The organism is Pleurocapsa sp. FMAR1 (genome assembly GCF_963665995.1).
Classification (GTDB): domain Bacteria; phylum Cyanobacteriota; class Cyanobacteriia; order Cyanobacteriales; family Xenococcaceae; genus Waterburya.
On the sequence record NZ_OY762512.1, the window covers coordinates 2751421 to 2774238 of the forward strand.

The window sequence follows — 22818 nt, forward strand, 5'->3', positions numbered from 1 at the left end:
ATAGTTTTTAAAATAGTGTTTGTAGATGAAAGGATTGAGTATAACTGCTATTAGTTTAAGAAGTTTTGCTGAGTGCATGAATATTTTTCATACTTTTAAACCATGCTTATGAAAGGCTAGATAAATGTCGTAAATTTGAACTTGATACTTGAAAAGTGCGATCGCTTTCTAACAAATGTATAAGTGATAATAATCGTTATAATTTACCCAAAATATACCAGTTAATAAAATGCTTGATTTTCTTAATCCTCTTTTAAATCGTCATCCAGAAAAATATAAGGCTGATGTAGAAATTTATACTTGGGCTACCTGTCCATTTTGCATCCGTGCCAAGCTACTAATGTGGTGGAAAGGAGTTAAATTTACCGAATATAAAATAGACGGCGATGAACAAGCTAGGGCGCAAATGGCTCAAAGGGCTAACGGTAGAAAAAGTGTACCTCAGATCTTTGTTAATAATCAGCATTTAGGTGGCTGTGATGATCTCTATGATTTAGATGCTCAAGGACAATTAGAACCCCTGTTAATTAAAGCATCTAGTTCCGTTTAATTGCAAAAGGCGATCGCTCTATAAAGATAACTGGCGATCGCCTTTTTATTGACAAAGTTCTTATCTGCAACACCATCATGGGTATTTATTGGTAATAACTTTATTTTGTATTTTGGCTTTATTTTTAATGAATACTTTGATTATTTACTGCACTTTTCGGTTGAAATGATTAAGCCTTTATTTTCTGAAAATCTTCGCTTTTAACCAGCATAGCTAAAGGTCGTATTCGTTTTTTTTACTTGAATTTGGTTTTCTAAGGGGGAAATTAAGAACATCGTAATCCTATAGTTCCCTAGACTAAGATAGTAGATTGACTAGGAAGTAATTCATAAGCTATTACTAACAAACATAGAACCTCTAAGCTGTAATAGTCATAAAATATAATTGAAAACCAGTATGAGCAAGTTAAGCCTTAAACCTAAAGCCCGTAGTCAAAATTCCAAACGTCAGGAATTAGAAATTGACCCTATCTTTCTATTGTTATTGGCATTAGCAATTTTTCTAGTCACCTATGGTGTAATCGGCATTGTGCCACCATTTAGGCAATCTTATGTTGGGGTATTACTATTTGAAAGAGGTCCTATTCAATACTTAGTAGTGGCATTGGCTGCGATAGTGTTAGCAACTTCGATCTTGAAATTTTTGCTGCTGAGGAATGAATATAATGCTCTAAGTAAGATCTGGATTGCCGATCACATACCTTTAGATCAGCCTGATACTCATGAGGTTGATTATTTTCAGCAGCGGTTGATGAAGGACAAAAACTTAATCGCCATAAGATGTGGGCGAATTTTGAAAGCCTATGTAAAAAGTGGCGATCGCACTGTGGCTAACGAGTTTGCTCTAGATGATTCTTCTTTTTATCTTAGTGCCTCAGAATCTTCCTATTCTATACCTCGTATTTTGGTTTGGGCAATTCCTCTACTAGGCTTTATTGGTACGGTTGTTGGTATTAGTAGCGCGGTTAATAATTTTTCTGGTCTTTTAAACACTGCGGGAGACATCGAAAAAATTAAGGCGGGAATTGGGGCAGTAACACAAGGTTTGGGAGTAGCGTTTGATACTACTTTGTTAGCTCTATTTCTGAGTGTCTTGGTGATGATTCCTTTAGTAATAGTTGAAAAATACGAGTCTAAATTACTCTTGGGAATTGATGTCTTTATTAACGATAAATTATTACCCCGATTAAAAAAGAGAAATGAACAGCTAGATCCAGAAACTATCAATCAAGCTGTAGAAGGCGCAATCAAAGAATATTTTCCTCAACCTCAAGACTTGATTGAGCCAGCCAATGCTTACGCTGAACAAGCTGCCAAAAGACTCTCTCAAGGATTTTTATCGGAAATAGGCAAGGTTCAAGACGTTAGCTCTCAGGTCATTGCCCAAGTTGGCGAAGTCAGAAAAATGGCAGATCGCGATCGCCAAGAGTTTTTGAGCTTTTTTGCCAAGCAACAGCAAGCAAACCAAGAGTTAGTCGTGCAAATTCGAGCAATTTTAGAAGAGATTAGAAGCAAAAATATGGCAGTTGCCAACGATCTCAATGCTCAAACCCAAGGAATTAGCCACCAACTAGAAAAAGCTGCTCAAGTTTTAGAAAGTAGAGTTGGTTCTTTAGAAACCGCAACTCAGAAAATGACTGATTTTCAGCAGATACAGCAGGGTTTAGAAAGAAGTTTTGCATCCTTAGAAAAAACTGCACAGCTAGAAAATGTTCTAGCAGGAGTTAAAGATAACTTATCTCAGCTTCAGCCCATTCTCCAACAGCTAAATAAGCCTCGTCGCATTACTTTTGTCGAACAGGACAATAATAATAATTCTTAGTAAAACTAGACAGCATTTTTTATGTCAAGGCGTAATATTTATCGCAAAAAACAGGCAGAGGTAGAGCTATTTCCCTTTCTATCTGTTCTTGCCTGTACCATTGGTACTTTAATTTTATTAATTATCGTTTTAACTACCCAAGCGTTAGAACCTCAAGAGGCTACTGTAGTTGCCAAAGCTGAAAAGGACGGTAAAGGTGCTAATCAAAACAAAACTCCTCTTTATATTGAATGTCGTCAAGATGGTTTTATAATTCATCCCAGCAAAGAATTTGCTCCTAGAGCCGATATATACGATCAAAAATCTCCCTTAAGAAAAACAATTGCCAAGTTAAAAGCTAACAAAGATAAACAGTATTTAATTGTTATTTTGCGTCCAGACGGTCTGGAAATGTTTGATAAACTGCGCGCGCTGGTAGATGAAGAAGGAATAGATATTGGTTATGAGCCTTTGGAATTTGGCTTAGAACTAAAAATAGAAAGTTAGACAAATAATAAAAATAAAAATTTAAAAACTAAAATTATTAATGAGAAGCAGAGCAAGGCGAAAAACCAATCATGCCAGCCAAAATTTAGATTCTTTTTTAGATATTCTGACAAACACTGTTGGCGTATTGATGTTTATTAGTCTGTTTGTCACTTTGATCGCCACTGGTAGTAACCCTAAAACCACGGTAACTATACAAACACCTTTATCCTCTCCAACCAAAAAAGAATCTCTGTGGTTTGAAATAAAAGACAACAAAGTAATCTACCTAAACCTACGTCAAGTAAGAGAAAAAGAACTGGAATTAACAGGTAACCTGCCCAACTGCAATAAACCAGCAAACGGCTTAGATTCGCCTGCAAGTCTAAGTAATTACCAATCTTGTTTACTAAGCGTTTTGGGTCGTCAAAGTAACTTTAGAACTAGCACCAAAAACTATGAAGTTCAAACCGTAGATGAAGGTGTATCTTTGCTCTTTAAACCAATATCTGAAGATGTAGGGGAGACAAGCAACCAGCTAACGGCAGCAGACTCTCAGTTTAAAAAAGTTTTGTCTGAGTATAAACCCAATCAAGATTATTTGGTATTTATTGTTAGACCAGATAGCTTTGAGACTTTTCGCGCAGCGAGAAAACAAGCTTGGGATGCTGGTTATGAAGTAGGTTGGGAACCCCAAGCTCAAAACTCGCCAATAAAAATCCGTACTATAGTTGGTTCTGAACTTCCTGGAGGTCAGTCTATCGGTGTGCAATAGGCTAAAGAATGAGGAAAGAAAAACTGAAGTTACTATGATTCTTTGAAATTAGAATTAAGGACACCTCCGAAAAAATTACTTAAATTATGACTATAACTACCTACAAATGGTCAATTGAAGAATACCACCTGCTAATTGAATCTGGACTATTAGAGGGGAAATCGGTTGAGTTGTTAGATGGTGAAATAGTCGAAATGAGTCCAGAAAGGGAAGAGCATAGCTACACTAATGATGATGTAGCAGAGTTACTACGAACAAAACTCAAAGGATTGGCTAAAATACGCGAATCTCATCCAATTACTTTAAATAATTCCCTTCATTCTAGGGCAAGCGAGCCAGAACCAGATATCACAGTAGTTAGACTACCTAAGACTATTTATATTGAGCATCATCCATATCCTGAAGATATTTATTGGTTGATCGAGGTGCGACCCCCTAAAGGGTTCGTGCCTTTGCTTATGCCAGGGAACCTTTCAGCATTTGCTCATGGGGGAAACCCCCAAGACCGCAATGCTTCACCACCGCAACTGCTTCACCGCGTCGCCGACAGATCGGGTGGAAACGGCTCCGTCCAGGAGCCATGTTCCACACCCGCTAGCAAGCGCCAGTTCCTTCAAGTCGGGGAATCCGCCCAACGGACTGGCTTGGGAACGCGCACCTTTGAGATTGCTAACAAAACTCTGAGTAAAGATTTAGTAGAAAAAAGTGCTATTTATGCCCGTAACGACATTCAAGAGTATTGGATAATAGATTTGGTAAACAAAAAGTTAATTGTTCATACTCATCCTCAAAACAATAGCTATTCTAAAATAACAGAATACACTGATGGTTCAATTTCTCCTTTGGCTTTTCCCGATCTGGAAATTGCCCTAGATCAACTTTTATTGTTTTAAATTTTTATTGCTCATGAAAGCATTTGTAGGTCTATTAAATTCTTCGATGTGGGCAGGTTATATTGCAGCGATCGCCATTTTCTCAATTCAAAACATTAAACCTGTATCCCTTAACTTTCTCACATTTCAATCCATTAACATACCTGTAGGAGTATTGTTGACTTTTTGTGGCGCAGCAGGAATAATTATTGGCTGGTTTATTCCCTTATTGTTTTCCAAAAGGAGAAGAGTTAATACCAATTCTCGAATATAGCGAGAGATTTGAGTTTTGTTAGGAGATAGGTTTTAGGGTGTGGGGTGTAGGTACAAGTATAATTATTGCTTTTGAGAAGCCAATTTATCTGCCCATCTAGTAGTCTCAGGCAAACGGTATTTTGTCAAACAGCCCATCACATATTTGATCGCCGTAGGCAAACTGATCTTGTGTCCAATTGATACATAAATAGGCTTTACCTTGGTGCGCGATCGCAATACCATGCCGATAGTCTCGTGCTTATCTATTAAAGGCTGCTGGCTACCTTTGTCTAAAGCAACTTCTTCATGTTTACCAATAAACCAGGATTTTGCTACCCCAATAGTCGGAATATCTAACAGCACTCCTAAATGAGATGCCAACCCTAGGCGACGAGGATGAGCCAAACCTTGACCATCACACAAGATAAGGTCAGGAATAGTATTTAACTGCGGAAAGGCTGCCAAAATTGCGGGAATTTCGCGAAAAGAAAGATATCCAGGCACATAAGGAAAGGCTGTAGGAATACGAGCGATCGCTTTTTCCACTAACTCTAATTCTGGATAACTCAATACCACTACTGCTGCTTTGGAAATAGCATAGTTATTTTCAAAGCCAATATCTACCCCCGCTACATATTTAACCTCTCCCAAAGTGTCTGTGGTAATTACCTGATGTCTTAATTGCTCCTGAATTTCCTTGGCTTCGGCTACAGTTTTGACCCAAGGATGGTTAAAATTAATTTTCAATTTGATATAGATAAGAAATAAAACTAGGCTTTTTTAGTATAAATTCAACACTTTATTTACTTTTATAGCATTACAACTTTTATTAAGTAACGTTAAGATATCTGTAGCTGATTCCCTTCAGCAATATTTATCAAAAGCTTAAACCCCTTCTACGATAAGCTTACGGCTTATAGCTAGGGCGAAGCCCTTTATCTTTAAGAAAATTTGTGAAAGCCTGGAAAGTTCTCGAAAAAACCACAAAACAAAAGCTGATTTACCTATTTACAGCAGGATTGCTATTCTGGATCAGCATTACTTTATTATTACCGACTTTACCTACTTATATTCAAGTAATGGGTGGTACTGTTCAACAGGTAGGAATAGTAATGAGTTGTTTTGCGATTGGACTACTAGGTTCTCGTACTTGGTTAGGAAAGGTAGCAGATCGCCGTAGCCGAAAACTAGTGATTTTAATTGGTGCGCTAGTAGCAGCCATAGCACCTATAGGCTATTTACTAGTTAATTCTATAGTTGGTTTGGCAGAGATTAGGGCTTTTCATGGCATTAGTATTGCAGCTTTCACCATTGGCTATAGTGCTTTAGTAGTGGATTTAGCACCTCTGCAACATCGAGGAACGTTAATTGGCTACATGAATTTGGCTGTGCCGATTGGAATGTCTGTAGGACCAGCTATGGGTGGATTTTTACAGGCTAGTGGCAAATTATTTGTTCGAGATGGTACGGGCTACGAAGTTGTATTTATAAGCTCAATGATCTGCGGTATTTTAGCTTTTTTATTGGCGAGTCAAATTAAAGAATCAGCACTACCAGAAGCAGAATCTCAACAAAAGTTGAGTAACAGTAGGCGAGATTTTTGGCAGTTAACCAAAGATCCTGGTTTAATTGTGCCGACTATTATTTTATTGCTGGTGGGTTTGGTTTTTGGGACTTTAGTTGCTTTTTTACCTTTGTATATCAAGGAGTTGGAGCTAGACTTTAACGTCGGATTATTCTACACGGCAACGGCGATCGCCTCTTTTTCAGTCCGACTATTTATTGGTCAAGCAAGCGATCGCTATGGTCGAGGCTTATTTATCAGTGGCGCGCTTGTTTGCTATATTGTCTCGATGGTGTTGCTAACCTTGGCTCAGACCCCAATCATGTTTATCTTAGCTGCGATCGCCGAAGGAGCAGGAGCAGGAATACTAATTCCTTTGGTTTTAGCTTTAATTGCCGATCGCTCCTATGCCCAAGAAAGGGGACAGGTTTTTGCCTTGTGTATGGGGGGATTTGACTTAGGTATTGCCCTAGGAGGCTTTATTCTTGGTTCTCTATCTTTTGTCTTAGGGGGTTATCAAGGCATCTTTGCCTTAGCTGCAATCTTGGCTTTAGTTGCTCTAGTCATCTTTGTGACCCAAGCAGGTAAAAACCTGCGTCATTCTCTTTACTTTGCCCTGGGAAAAGCTCAGGATGTTTATGCCCTAAATAAGTAGTTGAACAAAATCAAATTCAACGTTGATGCTCAAAGTCAGAGGTCAGAGTCAGAGGTCAGTAATAATTAACTGTAGTTATTTCTGTCCATGTATTTCAGCCTGTTATTCTTGTTCTAAAGAATTAGACTGTACTGACCCCAACTGTTGTCTAACATCATCAATTGCCAAATTCAATTGAGCAATTTTGTCTTCTAAACCATGACGAGCTAGTTCAATACTCTCTTCATTATCAAAAGGTATTGCTTTACCACTGCGTAAAATTGTCCGATCTTGTCCTACAATTTGTTTCTCGCTGCGATTTGCCAGTGCTGTCCCCAGCAGTCCGCCAACAACACCGCCAATAATTGAACCGAAAATAAATCCACTGCCAAAACCATTCTGTTGACTCATAGTAATCAAACTACTTAATATTGTTTATTTGAAGTTTGGTAATTTAAGTGCCAAAAGCGCGATCGCCTGCATCTCCTAGACCAGGAACTATATATCCTTTGCTGTTTAATCCTTCATCGATAGTAGCCGTGTAGATTTCTAGTCCAGGATAACTTTCGCTCAATTGTCTAAGAGCAGGAGGAGCAGCAACCACGGAGACAATCCGAATAAACTCAGGCTGGACACCTCGACTAACAATCTCCTTCATTGCCATCATAATCGATCCTCCCGTAGCTAGCATCGGTTCAAGGATAACGATTCTTGCTTGGGGGTTAAAGCGATCGGGTAATTTGTTTAAATAACACTCAGGTTCAAGAGTTGATTCATTCCTTACCAAACCTAAATGATAAATCCCTGCCAAAGGCAGAATTTGTTGCACTCCATCTAACAATACCAAACCTGCTCGGAGAATTGGTACTATTCCCACAGGCATCTCAGGGTTAATAAATGTGGCAGAGCATTCTTTTAAGGGGGTTTGGACTACTGTATCTAAAGTAGGCAGCCAATTTCTAGTCGCTTCATAAGTCAACCATCGTCCTAATTCCGTCATCGCACTTTTGAATAGCACAGAAGGTGTATCAACGTCCCGTGCAACCGCCAGCCAATGTTTAATCAAAGGGTGTTCTGGAACATAAACTCGCAGTTGTAAAGTCATATTAGCAAAAATATTCTGTGCTGAAAAACGTCGAACCTACAGCAAGGTTAACATTACATAGCCATTCTACAAACCTGCATTAGTTTCTAATTTAATTCTGCCTAATATTTTACTCAAGGCGATCGCCTTATTTTAAATGTTCGTACACCTCAAGAATATAGTGGCGAATTATTTGTCATGAAACCTCCGACAGAAAAGGGAGGTTCTTGACCTCTTTGCACGAGATAATATTATTTCTTCGTAAGCAACTTAGTATAAGGGTTCTCTTGCACAATGTTAAAAGCTTCGTCTATAGGAGCAAAGATGATACAAAAAAAGCCTTAATCTAACAACTTAACTAACATTGCTACTTCATATTGCTTGAAGCAGAGTATTCAATAATTCGCTTCCTAAAGCAACCTCTACAATATTTATATCCCAGTACTAGATCAATCCCCAGTACCAGATTCATCAGTTTCCCTTTCCGTACCCGTATCAGATTCATCCGTTTCACTTTCCGTACCTGTATCAGATTCATCCGTTTCACTTTCCGTACCTGTATCAGATTCATCCCTTTCCATATTCGAATTCGTACCAGATTCATCCCCTTCCGTTTCCGTACCCGTATCAGATTCATCCGTTTCACTTTCCGTACCCGTATCAGATTCATCCCTTTCCGTTTGCGCCATCTTGTGAGATTCTATTGAGTCGGTATGGTTATCCGCCAAGACAGGAGATATAGATAGAGTACCTGTACCAAAAAGAGTCGTGAATACCAATAGTTGTCTTGATATTTGTGTGAAAAGATTAACATTCATTAGTTTCAAATTACGTAATTGTATTTAGATGCTAGTCATTTTTACTTACTAAATAGTCTTACTATGGTCTGAAACGGGAAAATACTTTTTTCTGTAAATGGTTAGATACCATTATTAGCGATCTCTGTTAATTAACAATCTTTACTTTTGCACCATCTGCAAAACGATTTTGTCCTTGGGTAACTACAGATTATTCTGGTTCGACACCCTTCTATAAAGCCTAGGTAGTAGATAGTAGGTAACAATTAAATCGAGCTACATCTTTGATCGATCCAAAGTTTAGCTTTACGAATAGCATCTATGCTGGTCAGAGCAAAGGGTACAGCTACAGCACAGCCTTGCTCATGATTGACCCATGCTGCATAGATACAGTGTCCATCTGATTCGTCACGGTCTATTTCTACTTTGCAGCCACGATAAGCAAAAGAGAGAATAATCTGAGGATAATTAGGCTTCATTATAGTTGTTCAAAAAACAAAATTGACGGTATCGAATCAAATGATTGCTGATAAGTGAACTATTTACACGCTCGAATTAGCGACTCGTTCAAGTTTTACTAGTTTTGTTTCTCGCTTCAACAATTTCCCAAACTTCCTGCCATCTATTGGTAATTATGCGCTTCATTTTGTTTGATTGCCATTGAGGAATACCACGGGTTTGGGAGTTTTTAAATTCAGTCACGATACTTATTTGCTCTTAAATATGAATCAAGTAAGCGGATATAGAGTTAAACATCTAAAATATCCGCTCTTGTTTTAATTTCTGCTTACGCAGCAGCCAAATTTTGAGTGACAAAATCCCAATTGACTAATTTACCGAGAAAATCATCGATATAAGCAGGACGTTTATTTTGATAATCGAGATAGTAGGCGTGTTCCCAAACATCCATAGTTAATAGAGGAACTTGTTCGCTAGTTAAAGGATTATCAGCATTCAGAGTTTTGGTTACTTTGAGTGTATCGCCATCTAAAACTAGCCACGCCCAACCACTGCCAAACTGAGTTCCACCTGCGTTTTTGAAAGCTTCGACAAATTTGTCAAAACTACCAAAGTCAGCCTCAATTTTTTGAGCTAATTCTCCTGTAGGAGTACCACCGCCATCGGGTTTCATACATTGCCAATAAAAAGTATGATTCCAAGCTTGGGCAGCATTATTAAACAGTCCAGCTTTGCTATTATCTTTGGCGATCGCTTTGATGACCTCTTCTATAGATTGGCTATCTAATTCTGTCCCTTTTACTGCGTCATTATATTTACTGACATAAGCAGCATGATGCTTGTCGTGATGGAATTCTAAAGTGCCTTGAGAAATAGATGGTTCTAAAGCCTTGTAATCGTAAGGAAGAGATGGTAATTCATAAGCCATTTTGGTTTGTTCTCCTCTCGCTATAAAAAATTGCGGTAGCTAAATATTTGGAACATTACTTTTGTTATTAGCGTGATTTTGACAGCAAATAACAGATGTTAAGCCTATTTCCAGTCCTTTTGCTGATATTACCGTAGTTTTGATAAATAAAAAATGCTCATCCCCAGGAGGGGGAATCAAATGATTTGAGGAAAGACCAACTGAGATTAACCCTGCTGCTAGGTCTTGCTGAACATTTTACTGAAGGCGATCGCTCGGCTACGCTACGCTTTTTTTGACTTTTATCTATATAAAAGAAAAGTGTTTTGTAAATGTATTGCAATTCATATAAGATTCAACTAGGATTAAATCTTAAATAAATCAAGTTGTAAATTTATGATTAAAAGCAAGCAATTTATAGGTTGGATATTAGCAGGGTTGATTGCTAGCGGGGCGATCGCTATCCTAGTCAGCTTTCTGGTGGACAAAGACAGCGTGTTGCCCTTGCCCGTGCTTTAGCAAGTACAGCAACCATTAGTTAATAGTTCAACTTGGCTTCTGGATGTCAAAGGTGAAATGTAGCAAACCTATAAATATCAAAATGGAAAAAAACCCAGAAAATTCAGCTCAATTAAAACGAAGAAATTCTTCCCGTATTAGAGATCACTTAGCAAACGAGCGTACTTATCTAGCATGGATGCGGACGGCAATCTCTTTGATGGGCTTTGGTGTCGTCATCGTTCGTCTACGCTTTTTTAGACCACCTATAGCTACTACTCCTGGTAATGGTTGGAAGTTAGGATTAATCTTTTCTTTGGTAGGACTCTCAACAGTACTCCTCTCAACTTATCATTATTTTGCTGTGCGCCATGATATAGATGAAGATACATATGAACCGCCCGATCGCTGGGTATTAATTTTTAGCTTGACCATTACACTTCTGGGCGCGGGCATTATTTATTATGTTTTCACCCTGCCTCTCAACCCAATTAATACTCTTAATTTTGAATAAAAAAGTAGGAGAACTAAGATGAATCAATGTTTGTGCTGTCGAGATCGCTTGATTAAACATTTAAATCAGACAAGAATGTATTGGTTTTGTCCTTCCTGTTATCAGGAAATGCCAAATGTTAACGTAATTGCAACAAAATATCCGCAAAAGGTCAAACGGCAATTAATAGCTCAAAAATAATGCGTTCAAATTGGCTAATTAGCGTAAGAATGTACGCACTCCTAGAGTAGAGACAACAAAAAATAAAGCCAAGGCAAGAATTATGCTTTAACAGTACAATTTTTTGTCTTGGCAACTTACACAGATGATCACAAAAGCCTAGTAGATTAAATTTTGGTTTTGCTGACCCTACCTTTGTGGGAATTATTGTTTTCAGAAATGTCAGATACTTTCGCTTTTAGATCGGGGTATTTGGGAATCTGATTGCCCAAAGTTCCTTTATCGTAGTAGCTTTTAGCATAACGACCATGATAAGAATAGCGATCGAAGTCGTTTGGCTTGACCCCATTGACTACCATTCCTAATACCTTTTTTCCTGTAGTAGCCAAAGCCTCTTGAGCAAGCTCCGCGCTTTCTTGTTCAACAATTCCAGGTCTAGTTATAAAAACGATGCCATCTACTAGCTTACTTAGGGTAAGTACGTCTGCGGTAACAGGCAAAGGAGGTGCATCGATGAGAATCAGGTCATATTCTCGGCGGGAGCGACCTACAAAGTCACTTAGAGCAGGAGAGTCAAGTATAGCCAAAGGATTAGAGTTGACCATGCCACTGGTTAACAGGCTTAGATTTGGCATTGGCTTTTTGAGAATCGGTATGGGACTAACATTGTTAACAACAATGTCTTTCAAGCCTTGGTTATTGTCTACATCCCATAAATAATGTTGAGAAGAACGACGCAGATCTCCGTCTACTAATAAGACATTACGACCCAGTTGAGCGATCGCTGCTCCTAAGTTAGCTGTTACCGTTGATTTTCCTTCTTCAGGAACGGAGCTGGTAATCAAGATTACTTTGGGAGGTTTATCGCTAGTCAAAAATTTAAGATTTGCCTGAATCATGCGATAAATTTCGCTGGTAAAAGAATCTGGTTCTTCCCTGGTAATAATTCTACCCTGATAGCTAGGTGGCTCTAAAGGAGTAATACCAATAACGTTATAGGCAAATCTCTTTTTAATTTCTGCTAGACTCTTAAGGGAACGATCCTGCATTTCCAGCAAAATAACGGATAAATTCGCCAAAAACGCGCCTAAAACTATCCCTAGTCCCATTAACACTACCCTACCAGAGCTACCTTGATCTGGAACAGAGGCATATTCTACAATATCAGTATTACCACTTTGTTGATTTCCTGCTATTTGCGCTTGCTGTAGGCTATCTAATAGGGTCTTGTATGTTTTGCCCGCAGCTTCTGAGTTACGAACTAATTCTTGCTCTTGCTTTTCTAGTCGCGGTATTTCTTTAGCTCGCTGCAAATATTTCTGCTGAGATTCATACAGAGAAGCAACCTGTCTTTGCAAGCTTAATTCGTCAATTTTTAAGCTAATAAATCTCTCTAACTGGTTTTCTTTTGTTCCGTCTTTGCTGTTTAATAAACCTTCAGATACATTAACTCCCTGTCCGACAGAACTAGCAATTAATCCTTGTAGCTGCTGTGTCAAGTCATTTTTCTTTTCTAGGAGACTGACTATAGTAGGGTGGTCATCCTTAAATCTTTGACGCTGTTCAGCTAGCTCTGATTCGGTTGCGCCCAACTGCTCTATAATACTTTGAACTTCAGGAGAAGCTCCTAATTGATTAGCAGCAATAGCCTGATTCATATCTAAGCCGATCTGACTTTGTAGCGCAGAAGTTTGAGCCTGAGTACCTTGTAGTTCAGAGCCAGTAGTTGTTATTTGCTGGTTTAATGCTCCCAGGTTAGCAACTAAATCTTTCTTTTCTTCACCAATATCAACAATGCTATTTTCCGTTCTAAATTTAGAGATATTAGACTCTGCTTGTTCTACCTTGGTTTCAACACCAGGTAACTCTTTTTCGATAAAATCTCTAGCTGCTTCTGGCTGAGACTGATTGCCTCTAATCTGCTCCTGAACATAGACATCCATTAAGGAATTTACTACTTCAGAAGCTATTTTTGGATCGGGACTCTTGTAATTTATTTGAACTACATCAGTCCCACCAACTAATTCTGTAGCCAGTTTTTTTCTAAAATCTTCAGGTTTTAAAGGTTCTCCTTGATCATTGGTTAGCTTTTGCCGATCGATTACCTGTTGAATTACTGGTTCAGAAGTTAAAACCTCAATTTGGGTACTTAAAGGACTTTGACTATTCAACAAAGGTTCTAGTTCACCTGCCTGTTGCCCAATTCCTACATAGTTGGCTGCGGTTTTTTGTTTAAACAGCAATTTGCCTTCTGCTTGATATGTTTTCTGCTGTAATAAGCTCAGACCTCCCGTAACTCCTAAAGTTAAGAGGAATATTGCTAAGGCGGGTTTCCAACGTCTTTTAACTTTAAGTAGATACTCGCTAAAATCTACGTCTAGGGAGTCTCTCTTAGAACCTGCTGACGCAGAAGAATTATTGATATTTTGGTCTTTAGAGTTATTACTCAACATATTAAGTCTGGAAATTTTATTGTTATGGTGATACTCTGATTTTTTTTAGTTATGTTAGACAGTATTTCTAGTGCTTATATTGATACTTCATCTAAGATATATCATGGACTACAGAATAAACTGTCTCAATCGCTATAATCTTGCAGATAATCTTATATATGTTTTACAACTAACTTATCCACGCTTTCGGAAATATCTTTGATTTCATCCTCCGCTTATCTATTAGTTTTTCATGGTAGTCGAAGTAGCAAAACTCACTCTGCTGCATCAGATTTATGTAGGCTGTTAACTATAAAATTTAGATATAGAAATATATTAACTCAGCAAAATTACTTAAGAGCTAATTTAACTTGTTCTGAGCTAGAAATAGCCACAATCAAAAATTTACCGATGACCCCTTTGGTTGAAGTTGCTGCCTTGGAATTAGCACCGCTTTCTTTAAATGAAAGTTTGGTTAATTTTGCTCAGACAGCTTATCAAAAAGGTTACAGGAAAATTAAGGTATTGCCTTTGTTTCTTGCTCCTGGTATTCATGTAACCAAAGATATCCCTGACGAGATTGCTTTAGCCGCAAAACGGATTAATAATCATTTAACTATAGAATTATTGCCATATCTAGGTAAATATTCGGGAATGATACCCCTAATATCTCGTGAGTTTTCTCAACTGTCAGGCGAAACACAAATTTTGATGGCACATGGAAGTTCTCTATCTACAGCAACTAAATACTTTCAAAATTTAAGCGTCAAGTTAAATGCAGTAATTGCCTATTGGTCAATTAGCCCTAGTCTCAGGGAACAGGTAACGGCGCAAATTGCTGCTGGCTATCAAAAAATTGCCATCCTACCTTATTTTCTTTTTCCAGGCAAAATCTCTAGGGCGATCGCCCTGGAAGTTGAGGCACTACAGGCAGAGAATCCTCAAGTTGAGTTGATTATGGGTCAGCCTTTAGGAGCTTGTGAAGCTTTAGCGCAAATGATTTTTGAGGAAGTGGAAGTGTAAATATATGAAACAAGCTAAATATGTTGGCAAAGTTTATTTGGTTGGTGCAGGTCCAGGCGATCCTGGATTATTGACGGTTAAAGGTAAAACCCTGTTAGAACACGCTGATGTGGTAGTTTACGATGCTTTGGTCAGCCCAGAAATCATAGCGATAATCAATCCTCAAGCAGAAAAGGTCAATGCAGGAAAACGCCGAGGTCGTCACTCTTTGCCCCAGGCTCAGACAACAGAATTATTAAGGATTAAGGCGGAAAAAAGTGCTGTAGTAGTTCGCCTAAAAGGAGGAGATCCTTTTGTTTTTGGCAGGGGTGGAGAAGAAATGGCAGATTTAATTAAAGCAGGAGTAAAAGTAGAAGTTGTTCCAGGAATTACTTCAGGTATTGCTGCGCCTGCCTATGCAGGGATTCCCGTTACCCATCGTCAATATAATTCTGCGGTCACTTTTGTGACTGGACATGAGGCAACCGAGAAATATCGCCCTGGAGTCAACTGGCAAGCGATCGCCCAAGGCTCGGAAACTATAGTAATTTATATGGGCGTGCATAACCTACCGCAGATTATTCCTCAGTTGCTAGCAGGAGGAATGACTTTGGATACTTCTATTGCCCTTATACGTTGGGGGACAAGACCAGACCAAACCCAGCTTATAGGTACTCTTAAAACAATTGTTGGGCAAATTGCAGCAGCAGATTTTCAAGCTCCTGCGATCGCTGTTATTGGTCAAGTGGTGGATTTGCGCTCTTTACTATCTATCGGGCCATAAAACCTACACCCTGCACTTAGCCACAAATTTTTGCAGCAATTGGGTCTATTAAATGGGATGATATTTAATGGGCAGATGTGCTGATGCATAAGCAGCATATTTCACGTCCAATGATTTATCATCATCGCTCTAGGAATCAAGATTTGCTAAGTATTATTACTCAGTCTGCCTTGACAGAAATCCTAGTATAATACATAACTACTGAATCCTGACAATTTATTAATCATTTCGTCTTTGTTGATGAGATTTATATAGACCGTGCTTATGGGCTTTGCAGAACTGTCAATTGCTGATATTGCAGCAGAATACCAAATAAAAGAACAAGAAGTGTTTGAGCTTTGCGATCGCTTTAAAATTAATTATAAAAACGAACGCACCTGTCTAGCACTAGAAGATGCTAAGGCAATTATCATGGAAATTCTGGCTGCTAAGACTAACTCAGAAGCTAAATAAAAATAACTAAACTTAGCTTTTATAGGTTCTATCTGCACTTATAGCGATAAGATTGTTTACTGTTTTTATTAAAAACCAGGTATTCTGTCAAGATAAATAACTGAAGATTATGTATATTGGTGCATTACAAACAGCACCACTATCAAATTAAAACTTTTGAGGAAAACAATGTTGAAGCGATTATTATTTGCTGCTGTAGCTGCCTTATTTTTGGCAATTCAATTTAATATCGGTAGCGTAAACGCGCTCGAATTAGATGAAAATATTCGGACTGTACCCCAAAACGATCAGGGTGAGAAAATGGTTCTGAGTCTAAAGCAAGTAAAACAAGGACAAAGAGTGTTTGTCGATACTTGTTCTTATTGCCATAAAAATGGTGTAACCAAAACTAATCCTAACGTTAACTTGGGCTTGACTGCTTTGGCTGGTGCTTATCCTGCTAGAGACAACTTAGAAGGAATTGTCGATTATCTAAAGAACCCCACTACTTACGACGGGGAAAGAGATATTTACGAATTTCATCCTAACACTACCCGCTCGGATCTTTATCCTTTGATGCGTAATTTGACTGATGAAGATTTAGAGGCTGTTGCAGGACATATTCTAATCCAGCCTGAAATTCGTGGCATCCTTTGGGGTGGAGGAAAAGTCTACAACTAAATTTTGAAGCCAATAGCTGTCGGCTTTTAGCCATCAACTACCAAGTTAATTATTTGTATATAGACAGGATAAGAGATTAAAGATAAATTCTTCTGGTTTCTTGTCCTTTTTTTTGGCTCAATATCAAAAGGTGATACAAGTTATATTTGCATTTCCACTAATATAGATAACATTACCAGTGTTGCCAGAATTAGTATAGATTCCACAATAATTAAGTAATACAGCGGTTTGCAGGTTTAAGAGGGACAGTAGCAGCAGTGAGCGAACCAGTTACGCAAATGTTTAGGATTAATTAAATCCATCGCTATTTTAATCAGCATATCGACCCTTTTGGAAGTCCTGGGAGAAAATTGTCTCAGGAAAGCCTTGAGTTGTGACCACCAATGTTCAATTGGATTAAATTCGGGAGAGTATGGAGACAGGTACAAAATCTTCGCGACCACTGCTTCAATTAAAGGTGCAATAGCTTCTACTTTATGTGCAGGCAAATTGTCCATCACCACCACTGCTCCTTTCCATAGCTGAGGCACTAAACACCTAGAAACATAAACCTCAAACGCAGCCGCAGCCATTGAATCATTAAGCGTCATTACTGCTAGTATTTTAGACTCGCTGATTGCGCCGATAACACTTACCTTGCTACCTCGAGCAAACGGTTTGTAGTCATAGGCTCTCTCACGCCCGTGCAGCGCGAGCATGAGTTCTCATCAATCCGAGTAAAACACCCATTTCATCTATCTAAAAACACGAGGTTTTGGGGATCTACATTTTTAACTTTTGCCCAATACTCTGCTCTTAGAAGCTGGACGCGCTCACGAATTGCTTGGCTGGAGCGAAGTGTTTTTTTTGAGTGGTAATTTTAATCTCTGAAATGTCCGACACATCGTACTTTGACTTACCCATAGTCCCGTCTCATCAAAAAGTAGCTCACAGTATTCTGCTAAAGTCGCATCAGTCTGTTTTTTAAAGATGGCTATCAGCTCGGCTTTATATTTCCGAACAGGACTTACCATCGACCCGCCCTGCTTCCCTGGCAGGATATGCCCTTTTGTCCGCTTCTGAGTAATCAATCTTTGGACACAGTTTTTGCTCACACCGAAGCGTAGCGCAACTTTTCTCACCGAGCTATCACCTTTCTCGATCGCACTAACTATCTTCTCTCGTAAATCTACAGAATAAGGCTTCATTTGTTACCTATTTTTATAACACTTTATTGTCCCCTATTTAGATGCAAATCGCTGTAATTGTTTTCTCGTTAGTGATCGCAGCATTCAAGCCAATAACAGTAATATTAGAACGGACACTTTTAAAAAATTATGTATACGGTTTAAATAACCGCTAATAATAAGATTACCTGTTGATGCTTTTTCTATGTTTTAAATTGAACTGACTTTATCTAATCTTTAAAGAGATAAAAAGATTTCGTAAACTAAAAGAAATTATGTACGTGCAACTTGCTTTTAATTTTAAAAAACGCTAATTAAATTACGGATAAGATAAAAAAATAGTTGGTTGTTATTTTCTAACTGCTTCTTTTAGATCGTCTAGCTCATTACTTTGAAGTGCGATCGCGCTTTCGTAACATTTGCAACTTTGGATATGGACTTTTTAATAGAAAAAGCGATCGCCTGTAAAAATAAGCTTTACTATTCAATGAATAGGTTTCTCTACTGCTCTAACCATCAAACAAATAATTTTGAGTAATATTAAATATTGTAGTGAATTTGTAAAAGATTACATTGATATTTATCTTTCAAAATTTTTAGTTTTTCTCTTTCACTTTATTACTTGCTATATTTGCTTCGGCTTTGGAAATAAGTTTATTTAGTCTGCCAGATTGCAAATCTGATTCTATTTGCCGATCCCAAATATCATTTACATATTCTTGAAGCCATGCAGTAAGTTGACGAACATCTTTTTCTGGTAATTGCTTAATAGCAGTTTCGATTTCTATGATTTTTGTAGACATAAGTAGACATAAATATAAATGGGTAAATTCGTATATTTGCTCGATTTCAATATTGTAATTCTTACGGAGTGACAAAGAACTTAAAAGAAAGATAAACAGTTAGATTTTAAGCTCAGGTAAGATCAAGGCTGTATTTCTAAACTATCTTTAGTGTTGCAGCGGGTATAAGCATTCCAGGTAGTTAAATCGGGTGCAGGAAACCCTAAAATAGCAGAACGAGCTTGCTGGCTTAAACCCTTAACCATACTAAAGTCTGCTCCCGCCACATTTTGAATATTATCTAGGTTTGCCCGTGTCAAATCAGCGGCACGAAAATCAACGCCCTTCAATTCCGTGTTACCTAAACGAGCATTACGTAAACTAGCTCCTGTCATAATCGCCTTTTGCAGGTTTGCGCCACTTAAGGAAACATCATCTAATATCGCCCCTGTTAAATCTGCACCGCTTAGATAAGCCCCGATCATTTTTGCCCCTGTTAAATTTACTCTTCGCAGGTTAGCCGTATTAAGATAAGCACCGTTAAGACTAGCGCCAGGTCCTATTGCGCCAGAACTTTTGTAGTTAAATCCTTGAGGAAAAATAGTTTCGTTGTCGTAGATAGTTACTTGAAACTGAGTACCCTCTAAGTTAGTATCCTTGAGGTTAGCCCCACGTAAATCAGCACGGCTTAAATATGCCCCTGTTAAGTTTGCCCCTGTCAAGTCTGCTTTTTGAAGATTAGCCCCTCTTAAATCTGCTTTTTGAAGATTAGCCCCTCTTAAATCTGCTCCAACTAAATCTGCATTTGTCAAAATACTGTGAGAAAAGTTTACCTGTGCCAAATTAGCTTGATTGAGAGCGATCGCATATAGATCTAAATTACTATAGTCTGCATTAGTTAAACTTTCTCCTGCCTGTAATTTGGCAGTAATATTAGCAGCGAGAGGAGATTTATTACTAGAAGCGGTTGTGGGCATGATTCAGTTGAAATTTTATCGAATTTATTTTAAATAGTCACTTGCCAAAAAGTATAAATTATTCAGTACCTTTCATGAGGTTGAGAATTGTTGACACAATAAATATAGGAGTTCAGTTAGACAAAACCCTTCTACTCTTCAAGCTCTACATTAATTTAGCTAACAAAATTTCAGCTTCAAAAGCTGATAGCTACCCCAATCCTTAAATTAACGTTATTGCAGCTTGCTTCTAATTTCTTCAACTCGCTTACGATTAACTCCTAAATCTGATTTCCCTAGGCGTGAAGCAGAACGTACCTGAACGGCATTTGATTCTTGGTCTGAGTAAAATTCAACATCATCCACATAGCCCATTAACTTACTCTTGAATTCCGCGTAAAGATAATTACCTGTCTCTTCAATTATGGTAGTTCCCTCCATAGCTTCTACTACTTGCTTAATTTGGGCAATAGACTCAGTTGGCAAAGGTTCAATCTTGGATTTAGCATCATTGCTTTGACTGTTGACACAGTTAGGAGTTCCAGGACAGGCAGTTAACTTTCCATCTTTTATGCCTAAATTATTTGGTTTTTTCCCTGAAAAATTAAACATCTTAGATACTTCTCTTTAAAACTTGGTTTTAATGCTATTAGGATGTATTTTATAGCAATTCCTCGGTTTAATTCAGATGTTGTCAGAATATTTAGTAATTAATTAGTTAAAAGCTGATAGCTAAGAATTAAGAGCTTTCTAATGCTGCATCAGCTAAAACATTTTGCTTTGAAGTCAACAATTTTACTGCCTCTTGGTATTGCTTGTCTGCGTCTGTGGCAATTTGCGCGTAGGTAATCGGATCTTGTGATACAACATCGTCAGGCATAATTCCCAATTTATTAATATCTGTGTGGTTAGGAGTCTCATACTTAGCAACTGTTACGGCTAATCCTGCGCCATCAGGTAATTCAAACAGAGATTGAATTAAACCTTTGCCAAAGGTTTTTTCACCTACCAATAATGCTCTCTCATTGTCTTGTAAAGCTCCTGCCAAAATTTCGCTAGCACTGGCAGTACCTTGATTAACCAAAACCACTAAAGGATCATCCGTCAGCATTCCGTCATTAGCATCGAAGCTGCCCAAGGCTCCCTGGCGGTTGACTGTATAGACAATAGTGCTATTGTTTAACCACATTCTGGCAATTTCAACCCCCGCTTGCAGCAGCCCTCCAGGATTATTCCTTAAATCTAAAATATAAGCTTCTGCTCCTTGTTGCTCTAATTTACTAACTCCGTGAGCAATTTCTTTAGCTGCATTGGCACTAAATTGATTGAGGCGCACATAACCAATTTTTTCATCAGTGCTAGTATCCAAGGCAGTGAAGACAGGATTGAGAGAAATGCGATCGCGCACTATATTTACAGTATGGGGTTTAGCCGCCTTGTCCAAACCAGACTGCACCCGCAGCGAAACTTTAGTGCCGATAGCACCACGCATTTTTGCTGCTGCTTCATCTAGAGTAATAGTTTTGGTATCAACTCCATCAATTTCTAAAATGCTATCTTTTGGTTGAACTCCTGCTGCTTCTGCGGGAGAGCCAGCCAAGGGAGAAATAACTTCAATCAGTTTCGTTTCGGGATTAACGTTGATCTGTAGACCTACCCCCGAAAGTTCTCCTGAAGTATTAACCTGTAAACTATGATATTGTTCTGGTCGCAGTAGTCTAGTGAATGGATCGTCTAGTTTAGCCAGCATCTCTTCGATCGCCGTATAAGTTTCATTGCGATCGAGCAAGGGCTTCTTAACAAATTTCTCTCGTAGCTTCCACCAATTTTGATGGTTAAAGCTTTCATCTACATAGGACTGGTTGACAATCCGCCAAGACTGAAGCAGTAATTTTTGCTCTTCGGTAAAAGCTTGAGCCTGAGAAGTGTACCAGCCAAAAGAAGACACAAAACAGAAAAATGTTAATAAGGCGATCGCCAAAATTTTTTTGATCATGAGAAAAATTTAGGGTTATATCTTAGATTATTTTAATTTAGAAAATCTTAATTAATTGTTACGCAAAAACCAAAATTTTTTTTGCCAGCGTCAAAGCTTTGACGGTGTGTTTTTTAAGATGTACTGGTTATCCCGCCCTAAATATGGCGTATAATTAAGATAATAAATAAAGCCACCATAGCTTAAAGTTATGTTAAATTTTTTAAAGAGGCAAGAACGATTGTATTCATGAGTTCTTTCCCCTGATGGACTTAAACAACAAATATACCCATTTGTGCCGTCTGCTTTTGTGCAGCAAGGCTTTTAAAAAGTTGGCACTCTTTTATCTGGAGGCTTTAGGGCAGTCTCACATATCCACAGGTTCAAGCAAAGTAATCTTGAATTTTAAAGATAGTCAAGACTCCAAGGAAGCTAATTCGGTAAAATTATCCATAATTATTTTTGTTAGCTAATTTATAGGCTTCATGTTTTCAAAACAAGTAACAGATTCAAAAACTTTTCAATGGTTTGATGAGCGTCTGGAAATTCAAGCAATTTCTGACGACATTACCAGCAAGTACGTGCCACCCCACGTAAATATTTTTTACTGCTTGGGCGGTATAACTCTAGTCTGCTTTTTAATTCAGTTTGCGACTGGATTTTGCATGACTTTCTACTACAAACCCAGTGTAGCTGAGGCTTTTACTTCAGTCGAATATCTGATGAACGAGGTCAGCTTTGGCTGGTTAATTCGTTCTATCCATCGCTGGTCAGCCAGTATGATGGTCTTAATGATGATTCTTCATACTTTCCGCGTCTATCTTACAGGTGGTTTCAAAAAACCCCGTGAGTTGACCTGGATTACTGGAGTAATCATGGCTGTAATTACAGTAAGCTTTGGCGTTACTGGTTATTCTCTTCCTTGGGATCAAGTTGGCTATTGGGCTGTAAAAATTGTCTCTGGTGTACCAGCAGCAATTCCCGTTGTCGGCGACCAAATGGTTGAACTATTAAGAGGTGGCGCAAGTGTTGGTCAAGCTACCTTAACTCGTTTTTATAGCTTACATACCTTTGTCTTACCTTGGTTGATTGCAGTGTTTATGCTGCTACACTTTTTGATGATTCGCAAACAAGGAATCTCTGGTCCTTTGTAAACTAGCAATCACGACGTTATCAGAGGTTTTAATCAGCTACCTCTGATAGATTTTGATAAGATTGTAACTAGATTGTATCTAAGCTAGATAGACTATTTCA

The 22818-nt window shown here is 38.3% G+C and carries 28 protein-coding genes and 2 pseudogenes; 16 read left to right on the top strand and 14 right to left on the bottom strand.

Annotation, left to right across the window (positions count from 1 at the left end; genetic code table 11):
• The first annotated feature begins 229 nt into the window (after positions 1-229).
• The 7 genes and pseudogenes from grxC (at position 230) to SLP02_RS13310 (ending at position 4757) form a co-directional block, all read left to right on the top strand.
• Complete coding sequence (gene grxC / locus SLP02_RS13280; protein WP_319421133.1) at positions 230-550, top strand: glutaredoxin 3; 321 nt, start codon at positions 230-232, stop codon at positions 548-550.
• A 396-nt stretch (positions 551-946) separates the two neighbouring features.
• On the top strand, positions 947-2371 hold the full coding sequence (locus SLP02_RS13285) for a MotA/TolQ/ExbB proton channel family protein (RefSeq protein WP_319421134.1): 1425 nt from the start codon (positions 947-949) through the stop codon (positions 2369-2371).
• A 21-nt stretch (positions 2372-2392) separates the two neighbouring features.
• Complete coding sequence (locus SLP02_RS13290) at positions 2393-2857, top strand: hypothetical protein (protein ID WP_319421135.1); 465 nt, start codon at positions 2393-2395, stop codon at positions 2855-2857.
• Positions 2858-2897: 40 nt separating this feature from the next.
• Complete coding sequence (locus tag SLP02_RS13295; RefSeq protein ID WP_319421136.1) at positions 2898-3611, top strand: hypothetical protein; 714 nt, start codon at positions 2898-2900, stop codon at positions 3609-3611.
• A gap of 86 nt (positions 3612-3697) precedes the next feature.
• Positions 3698-4039: pseudogene (locus SLP02_RS13300) on the top strand (Uma2 family endonuclease); the annotation flags it as partial.
• 30 nt (positions 4040-4069) lie between these two features.
• Positions 4070-4504 carry a Uma2 family endonuclease gene (locus SLP02_RS13305; protein WP_319423682.1) on the top strand — a complete coding sequence of 145 codons (435 nt, stop codon included), beginning with the start codon at positions 4070-4072 and terminating at the stop codon, positions 4502-4504.
• Between the two features lie 13 nt (positions 4505-4517).
• On the top strand, positions 4518-4757 hold the full coding sequence (locus SLP02_RS13310; RefSeq protein ID WP_319421137.1) for a LapA family protein: 240 nt from the start codon (positions 4518-4520) through the stop codon (positions 4755-4757).
• A 62-nt stretch (positions 4758-4819) separates the two neighbouring features.
• On the opposite strand, the gene nfi is transcribed toward SLP02_RS13310, so the two are convergent.
• Positions 4820-5491 (bottom strand): deoxyribonuclease V, encoded by a 672-nt coding sequence (gene nfi, locus SLP02_RS13315; protein ID WP_413467374.1) that lies wholly within the window; start codon positions 5489-5491, stop codon positions 4820-4822.
• A 200-nt stretch (positions 5492-5691) separates the two neighbouring features.
• Here nfi and SLP02_RS13320 point away from each other — a divergent pair, with 200 nt between their 5' ends.
• On the top strand, positions 5692-6957 hold the full coding sequence (locus SLP02_RS13320; protein ID WP_319421139.1) for an MFS transporter: 1266 nt from the start codon (positions 5692-5694) through the stop codon (positions 6955-6957).
• A gap of 102 nt (positions 6958-7059) precedes the next feature.
• Here the strand turns inward: SLP02_RS13320 and SLP02_RS13325 are convergent, their stop codons facing one another.
• The 6 genes from SLP02_RS13325 to SLP02_RS13350 all read right to left on the bottom strand — a co-directional run bounded on the left by SLP02_RS13325 (position 7060) and on the right by SLP02_RS13350 (position 10204).
• Complete coding sequence (locus tag SLP02_RS13325) at positions 7060-7347, bottom strand: hypothetical protein (protein WP_319421140.1); 288 nt, start codon at positions 7345-7347, stop codon at positions 7060-7062.
• A gap of 43 nt (positions 7348-7390) precedes the next feature.
• Positions 7391-8041, bottom strand: coding sequence for a uracil phosphoribosyltransferase (gene upp / locus SLP02_RS13330; protein WP_319421141.1), 651 nt, complete (start codon positions 8039-8041; stop codon positions 7391-7393).
• A gap of 428 nt (positions 8042-8469) precedes the next feature.
• Positions 8470-8799: a hypothetical protein gene (locus SLP02_RS13335; protein ID WP_319421142.1), complete on the bottom strand. Its 330-nt coding sequence runs from the start codon at positions 8797-8799 to the stop codon at positions 8470-8472.
• A 284-nt stretch (positions 8800-9083) separates the two neighbouring features.
• Positions 9084-9296: a hypothetical protein gene (locus SLP02_RS13340; RefSeq protein ID WP_319421143.1), complete on the bottom strand. Its 213-nt coding sequence runs from the start codon at positions 9294-9296 to the stop codon at positions 9084-9086.
• Positions 9297-9384: 88 nt separating this feature from the next.
• Positions 9385-9519 (bottom strand): hypothetical protein, encoded by a 135-nt coding sequence (locus tag SLP02_RS13345; RefSeq protein WP_319421144.1) that lies wholly within the window; start codon positions 9517-9519, stop codon positions 9385-9387.
• A gap of 85 nt (positions 9520-9604) precedes the next feature.
• Complete coding sequence (locus tag SLP02_RS13350; RefSeq protein ID WP_319421145.1) at positions 9605-10204, bottom strand: superoxide dismutase; 600 nt, start codon at positions 10202-10204, stop codon at positions 9605-9607.
• Positions 10205-10635: 431 nt separating this feature from the next.
• On the opposite strand from SLP02_RS13350, the pseudogene SLP02_RS26685 reads away from it, so the two are divergent.
• The 3 genes and pseudogenes from SLP02_RS26685 to SLP02_RS13365 all read left to right on the top strand — a co-directional run.
• A pseudogene (locus SLP02_RS26685) lies at positions 10636-10704 on the top strand (ATP-binding cassette domain-containing protein); the annotation flags it as partial.
• Between the two features lie 80 nt (positions 10705-10784).
• Positions 10785-11195, top strand: coding sequence for a YidH family protein (locus tag SLP02_RS13360; RefSeq protein WP_319421146.1), 411 nt, complete (start codon positions 10785-10787; stop codon positions 11193-11195).
• An 18-nt stretch (positions 11196-11213) separates the two neighbouring features.
• Positions 11214-11375 (top strand): hypothetical protein, encoded by a 162-nt coding sequence (locus tag SLP02_RS13365; RefSeq protein ID WP_319421147.1) that lies wholly within the window; start codon positions 11214-11216, stop codon positions 11373-11375.
• A gap of 146 nt (positions 11376-11521) precedes the next feature.
• Here SLP02_RS13365 and SLP02_RS13370 read toward each other — a convergent pair whose 3' ends face one another.
• Positions 11522-13807 carry a GumC family protein gene (locus tag SLP02_RS13370; protein WP_319421148.1) on the bottom strand — a complete coding sequence of 762 codons (2286 nt, stop codon included), beginning with the start codon at positions 13805-13807 and terminating at the stop codon, positions 11522-11524.
• A gap of 198 nt (positions 13808-14005) precedes the next feature.
• On the opposite strand from SLP02_RS13370, the gene SLP02_RS13375 reads away from it, so the two are divergent.
• From SLP02_RS13375 to psbV, 4 genes are all read left to right on the top strand, one after another.
• Positions 14006-14809 carry a sirohydrochlorin chelatase gene (locus tag SLP02_RS13375; protein WP_319421149.1) on the top strand — a complete coding sequence of 268 codons (804 nt, stop codon included), beginning with the start codon at positions 14006-14008 and terminating at the stop codon, positions 14807-14809.
• Between the two features lie 4 nt (positions 14810-14813).
• Positions 14814-15572 carry a uroporphyrinogen-III C-methyltransferase gene (gene cobA / locus SLP02_RS13380; protein ID WP_319421150.1) on the top strand — a complete coding sequence of 253 codons (759 nt, stop codon included), beginning with the start codon at positions 14814-14816 and terminating at the stop codon, positions 15570-15572.
• 264 nt (positions 15573-15836) lie between these two features.
• Positions 15837-16025, top strand: coding sequence for a translation initiation factor IF-2 (locus tag SLP02_RS13385; RefSeq protein WP_319421151.1), 189 nt, complete (start codon positions 15837-15839; stop codon positions 16023-16025).
• Positions 16026-16193: 168 nt separating this feature from the next.
• Positions 16194-16685 carry a photosystem II cytochrome c-550 gene (gene psbV, locus SLP02_RS13390; protein WP_319421152.1) on the top strand — a complete coding sequence of 164 codons (492 nt, stop codon included), beginning with the start codon at positions 16194-16196 and terminating at the stop codon, positions 16683-16685.
• 236 nt (positions 16686-16921) lie between these two features.
• Here the strand turns inward: psbV and SLP02_RS13395 are convergent, their stop codons facing one another.
• From SLP02_RS13395 to ctpA, 6 genes are all read right to left on the bottom strand, one after another.
• On the bottom strand, positions 16922-17383 hold the full coding sequence (locus SLP02_RS13395; protein ID WP_319419762.1) for a transposase: 462 nt from the start codon (positions 17381-17383) through the stop codon (positions 16922-16924).
• A gap of 114 nt (positions 17384-17497) precedes the next feature.
• Positions 17498-17872, bottom strand: a complete 375-nt coding sequence (locus tag SLP02_RS13400) for a helix-turn-helix domain-containing protein (RefSeq protein WP_319419761.1) — start codon at positions 17870-17872, stop codon at positions 17498-17500.
• Between the two features lie 575 nt (positions 17873-18447).
• Positions 18448-18654, bottom strand: coding sequence for a hypothetical protein (locus tag SLP02_RS13405; RefSeq protein ID WP_319421153.1), 207 nt, complete (start codon positions 18652-18654; stop codon positions 18448-18450).
• Between the two features lie 122 nt (positions 18655-18776).
• A complete protein-coding gene (locus SLP02_RS13410; RefSeq protein ID WP_319421154.1) occupies positions 18777-19610 on the bottom strand; it encodes a pentapeptide repeat-containing protein in 834 nt (277 codons plus the stop codon).
• A gap of 213 nt (positions 19611-19823) precedes the next feature.
• Positions 19824-20201 carry a DUF1499 domain-containing protein gene (locus SLP02_RS13415; protein WP_319421155.1) on the bottom strand — a complete coding sequence of 126 codons (378 nt, stop codon included), beginning with the start codon at positions 20199-20201 and terminating at the stop codon, positions 19824-19826.
• Between the two features lie 127 nt (positions 20202-20328).
• Positions 20329-21585 carry a carboxyl-terminal processing protease CtpA gene (gene ctpA, locus SLP02_RS13420; RefSeq protein WP_319421156.1) on the bottom strand — a complete coding sequence of 419 codons (1257 nt, stop codon included), beginning with the start codon at positions 21583-21585 and terminating at the stop codon, positions 20329-20331.
• Between the two features lie 464 nt (positions 21586-22049).
• Here ctpA and petB point away from each other — a divergent pair, with 464 nt between their 5' ends.
• Positions 22050-22718, top strand: a complete 669-nt coding sequence (petB, locus tag SLP02_RS13425) for a cytochrome b6 (RefSeq protein ID WP_319421157.1) — start codon at positions 22050-22052, stop codon at positions 22716-22718.
• Positions 22719-22818: the final 100 nt, after the last annotated feature.

Bases quoted from the DNA above. Each gene is read 5' to 3' on its own strand.
- grxC (WP_319421133.1), top strand. From the start codon at position 230: ATGCTTGATTTTCTTAATCCTCTTTTAAATCGTCATCCAGAAAAATAT.
- SLP02_RS13285 (WP_319421134.1), top strand. From the start codon at position 947: ATGAGCAAGTTAAGCCTTAAACCTAAAGCCCGTAGTCAAAATTCCAAA.
- SLP02_RS13290 (WP_319421135.1), top strand. From the start codon at position 2,393: ATGTCAAGGCGTAATATTTATCGCAAAAAACAGGCAGAGGTAGAGCTA.
- SLP02_RS13295 (WP_319421136.1), top strand. From the start codon at position 2,898: ATGAGAAGCAGAGCAAGGCGAAAAACCAATCATGCCAGCCAAAATTTA.
- SLP02_RS13305 (WP_319423682.1), top strand. From the start codon at position 4,070: ATGCCAGGGAACCTTTCAGCATTTGCTCATGGGGGAAACCCCCAAGAC.
- SLP02_RS13310 (WP_319421137.1), top strand. From the start codon at position 4,518: ATGAAAGCATTTGTAGGTCTATTAAATTCTTCGATGTGGGCAGGTTAT.
- SLP02_RS13325 (WP_319421140.1), bottom strand. From the start codon at position 7,347: ATGAGTCAACAGAATGGTTTTGGCAGTGGATTTATTTTCGGTTCAATT.
- upp (WP_319421141.1), bottom strand. From the start codon at position 8,041: ATGACTTTACAACTGCGAGTTTATGTTCCAGAACACCCTTTGATTAAA.
- SLP02_RS13340 (WP_319421143.1), bottom strand. From the start codon at position 9,296: ATGAAGCCTAATTATCCTCAGATTATTCTCTCTTTTGCTTATCGTGGC.
- SLP02_RS13350 (WP_319421145.1), bottom strand. From the start codon at position 10,204: ATGGCTTATGAATTACCATCTCTTCCTTACGATTACAAGGCTTTAGAA.
- SLP02_RS13360 (WP_319421146.1), top strand. From the start codon at position 10,785: ATGGAAAAAAACCCAGAAAATTCAGCTCAATTAAAACGAAGAAATTCT.
- SLP02_RS13365 (WP_319421147.1), top strand. From the start codon at position 11,214: ATGAATCAATGTTTGTGCTGTCGAGATCGCTTGATTAAACATTTAAAT.
- SLP02_RS13370 (WP_319421148.1), bottom strand. From the start codon at position 13,807: ATGTTGAGTAATAACTCTAAAGACCAAAATATCAATAATTCTTCTGCG.
- cobA (WP_319421150.1), top strand. From the start codon at position 14,814: ATGAAACAAGCTAAATATGTTGGCAAAGTTTATTTGGTTGGTGCAGGT.
- SLP02_RS13385 (WP_319421151.1), top strand. From the start codon at position 15,837: ATGGGCTTTGCAGAACTGTCAATTGCTGATATTGCAGCAGAATACCAA.
- psbV (WP_319421152.1), top strand. From the start codon at position 16,194: ATGTTGAAGCGATTATTATTTGCTGCTGTAGCTGCCTTATTTTTGGCA.
- SLP02_RS13395 (WP_319419762.1), bottom strand. From the start codon at position 17,383: ATGCTCGCGCTGCACGGGCGTGAGAGAGCCTATGACTACAAACCGTTT.
- SLP02_RS13400 (WP_319419761.1), bottom strand. From the start codon at position 17,872: ATGAAGCCTTATTCTGTAGATTTACGAGAGAAGATAGTTAGTGCGATC.
- SLP02_RS13405 (WP_319421153.1), bottom strand. From the start codon at position 18,654: ATGTCTACAAAAATCATAGAAATCGAAACTGCTATTAAGCAATTACCA.
- SLP02_RS13410 (WP_319421154.1), bottom strand. From the start codon at position 19,610: ATGCCCACAACCGCTTCTAGTAATAAATCTCCTCTCGCTGCTAATATT.
- SLP02_RS13415 (WP_319421155.1), bottom strand. From the start codon at position 20,201: ATGTTTAATTTTTCAGGGAAAAAACCAAATAATTTAGGCATAAAAGAT.
- ctpA (WP_319421156.1), bottom strand. From the start codon at position 21,585: ATGATCAAAAAAATTTTGGCGATCGCCTTATTAACATTTTTCTGTTTT.
- petB (WP_319421157.1), top strand. From the start codon at position 22,050: ATGTTTTCAAAACAAGTAACAGATTCAAAAACTTTTCAATGGTTTGAT.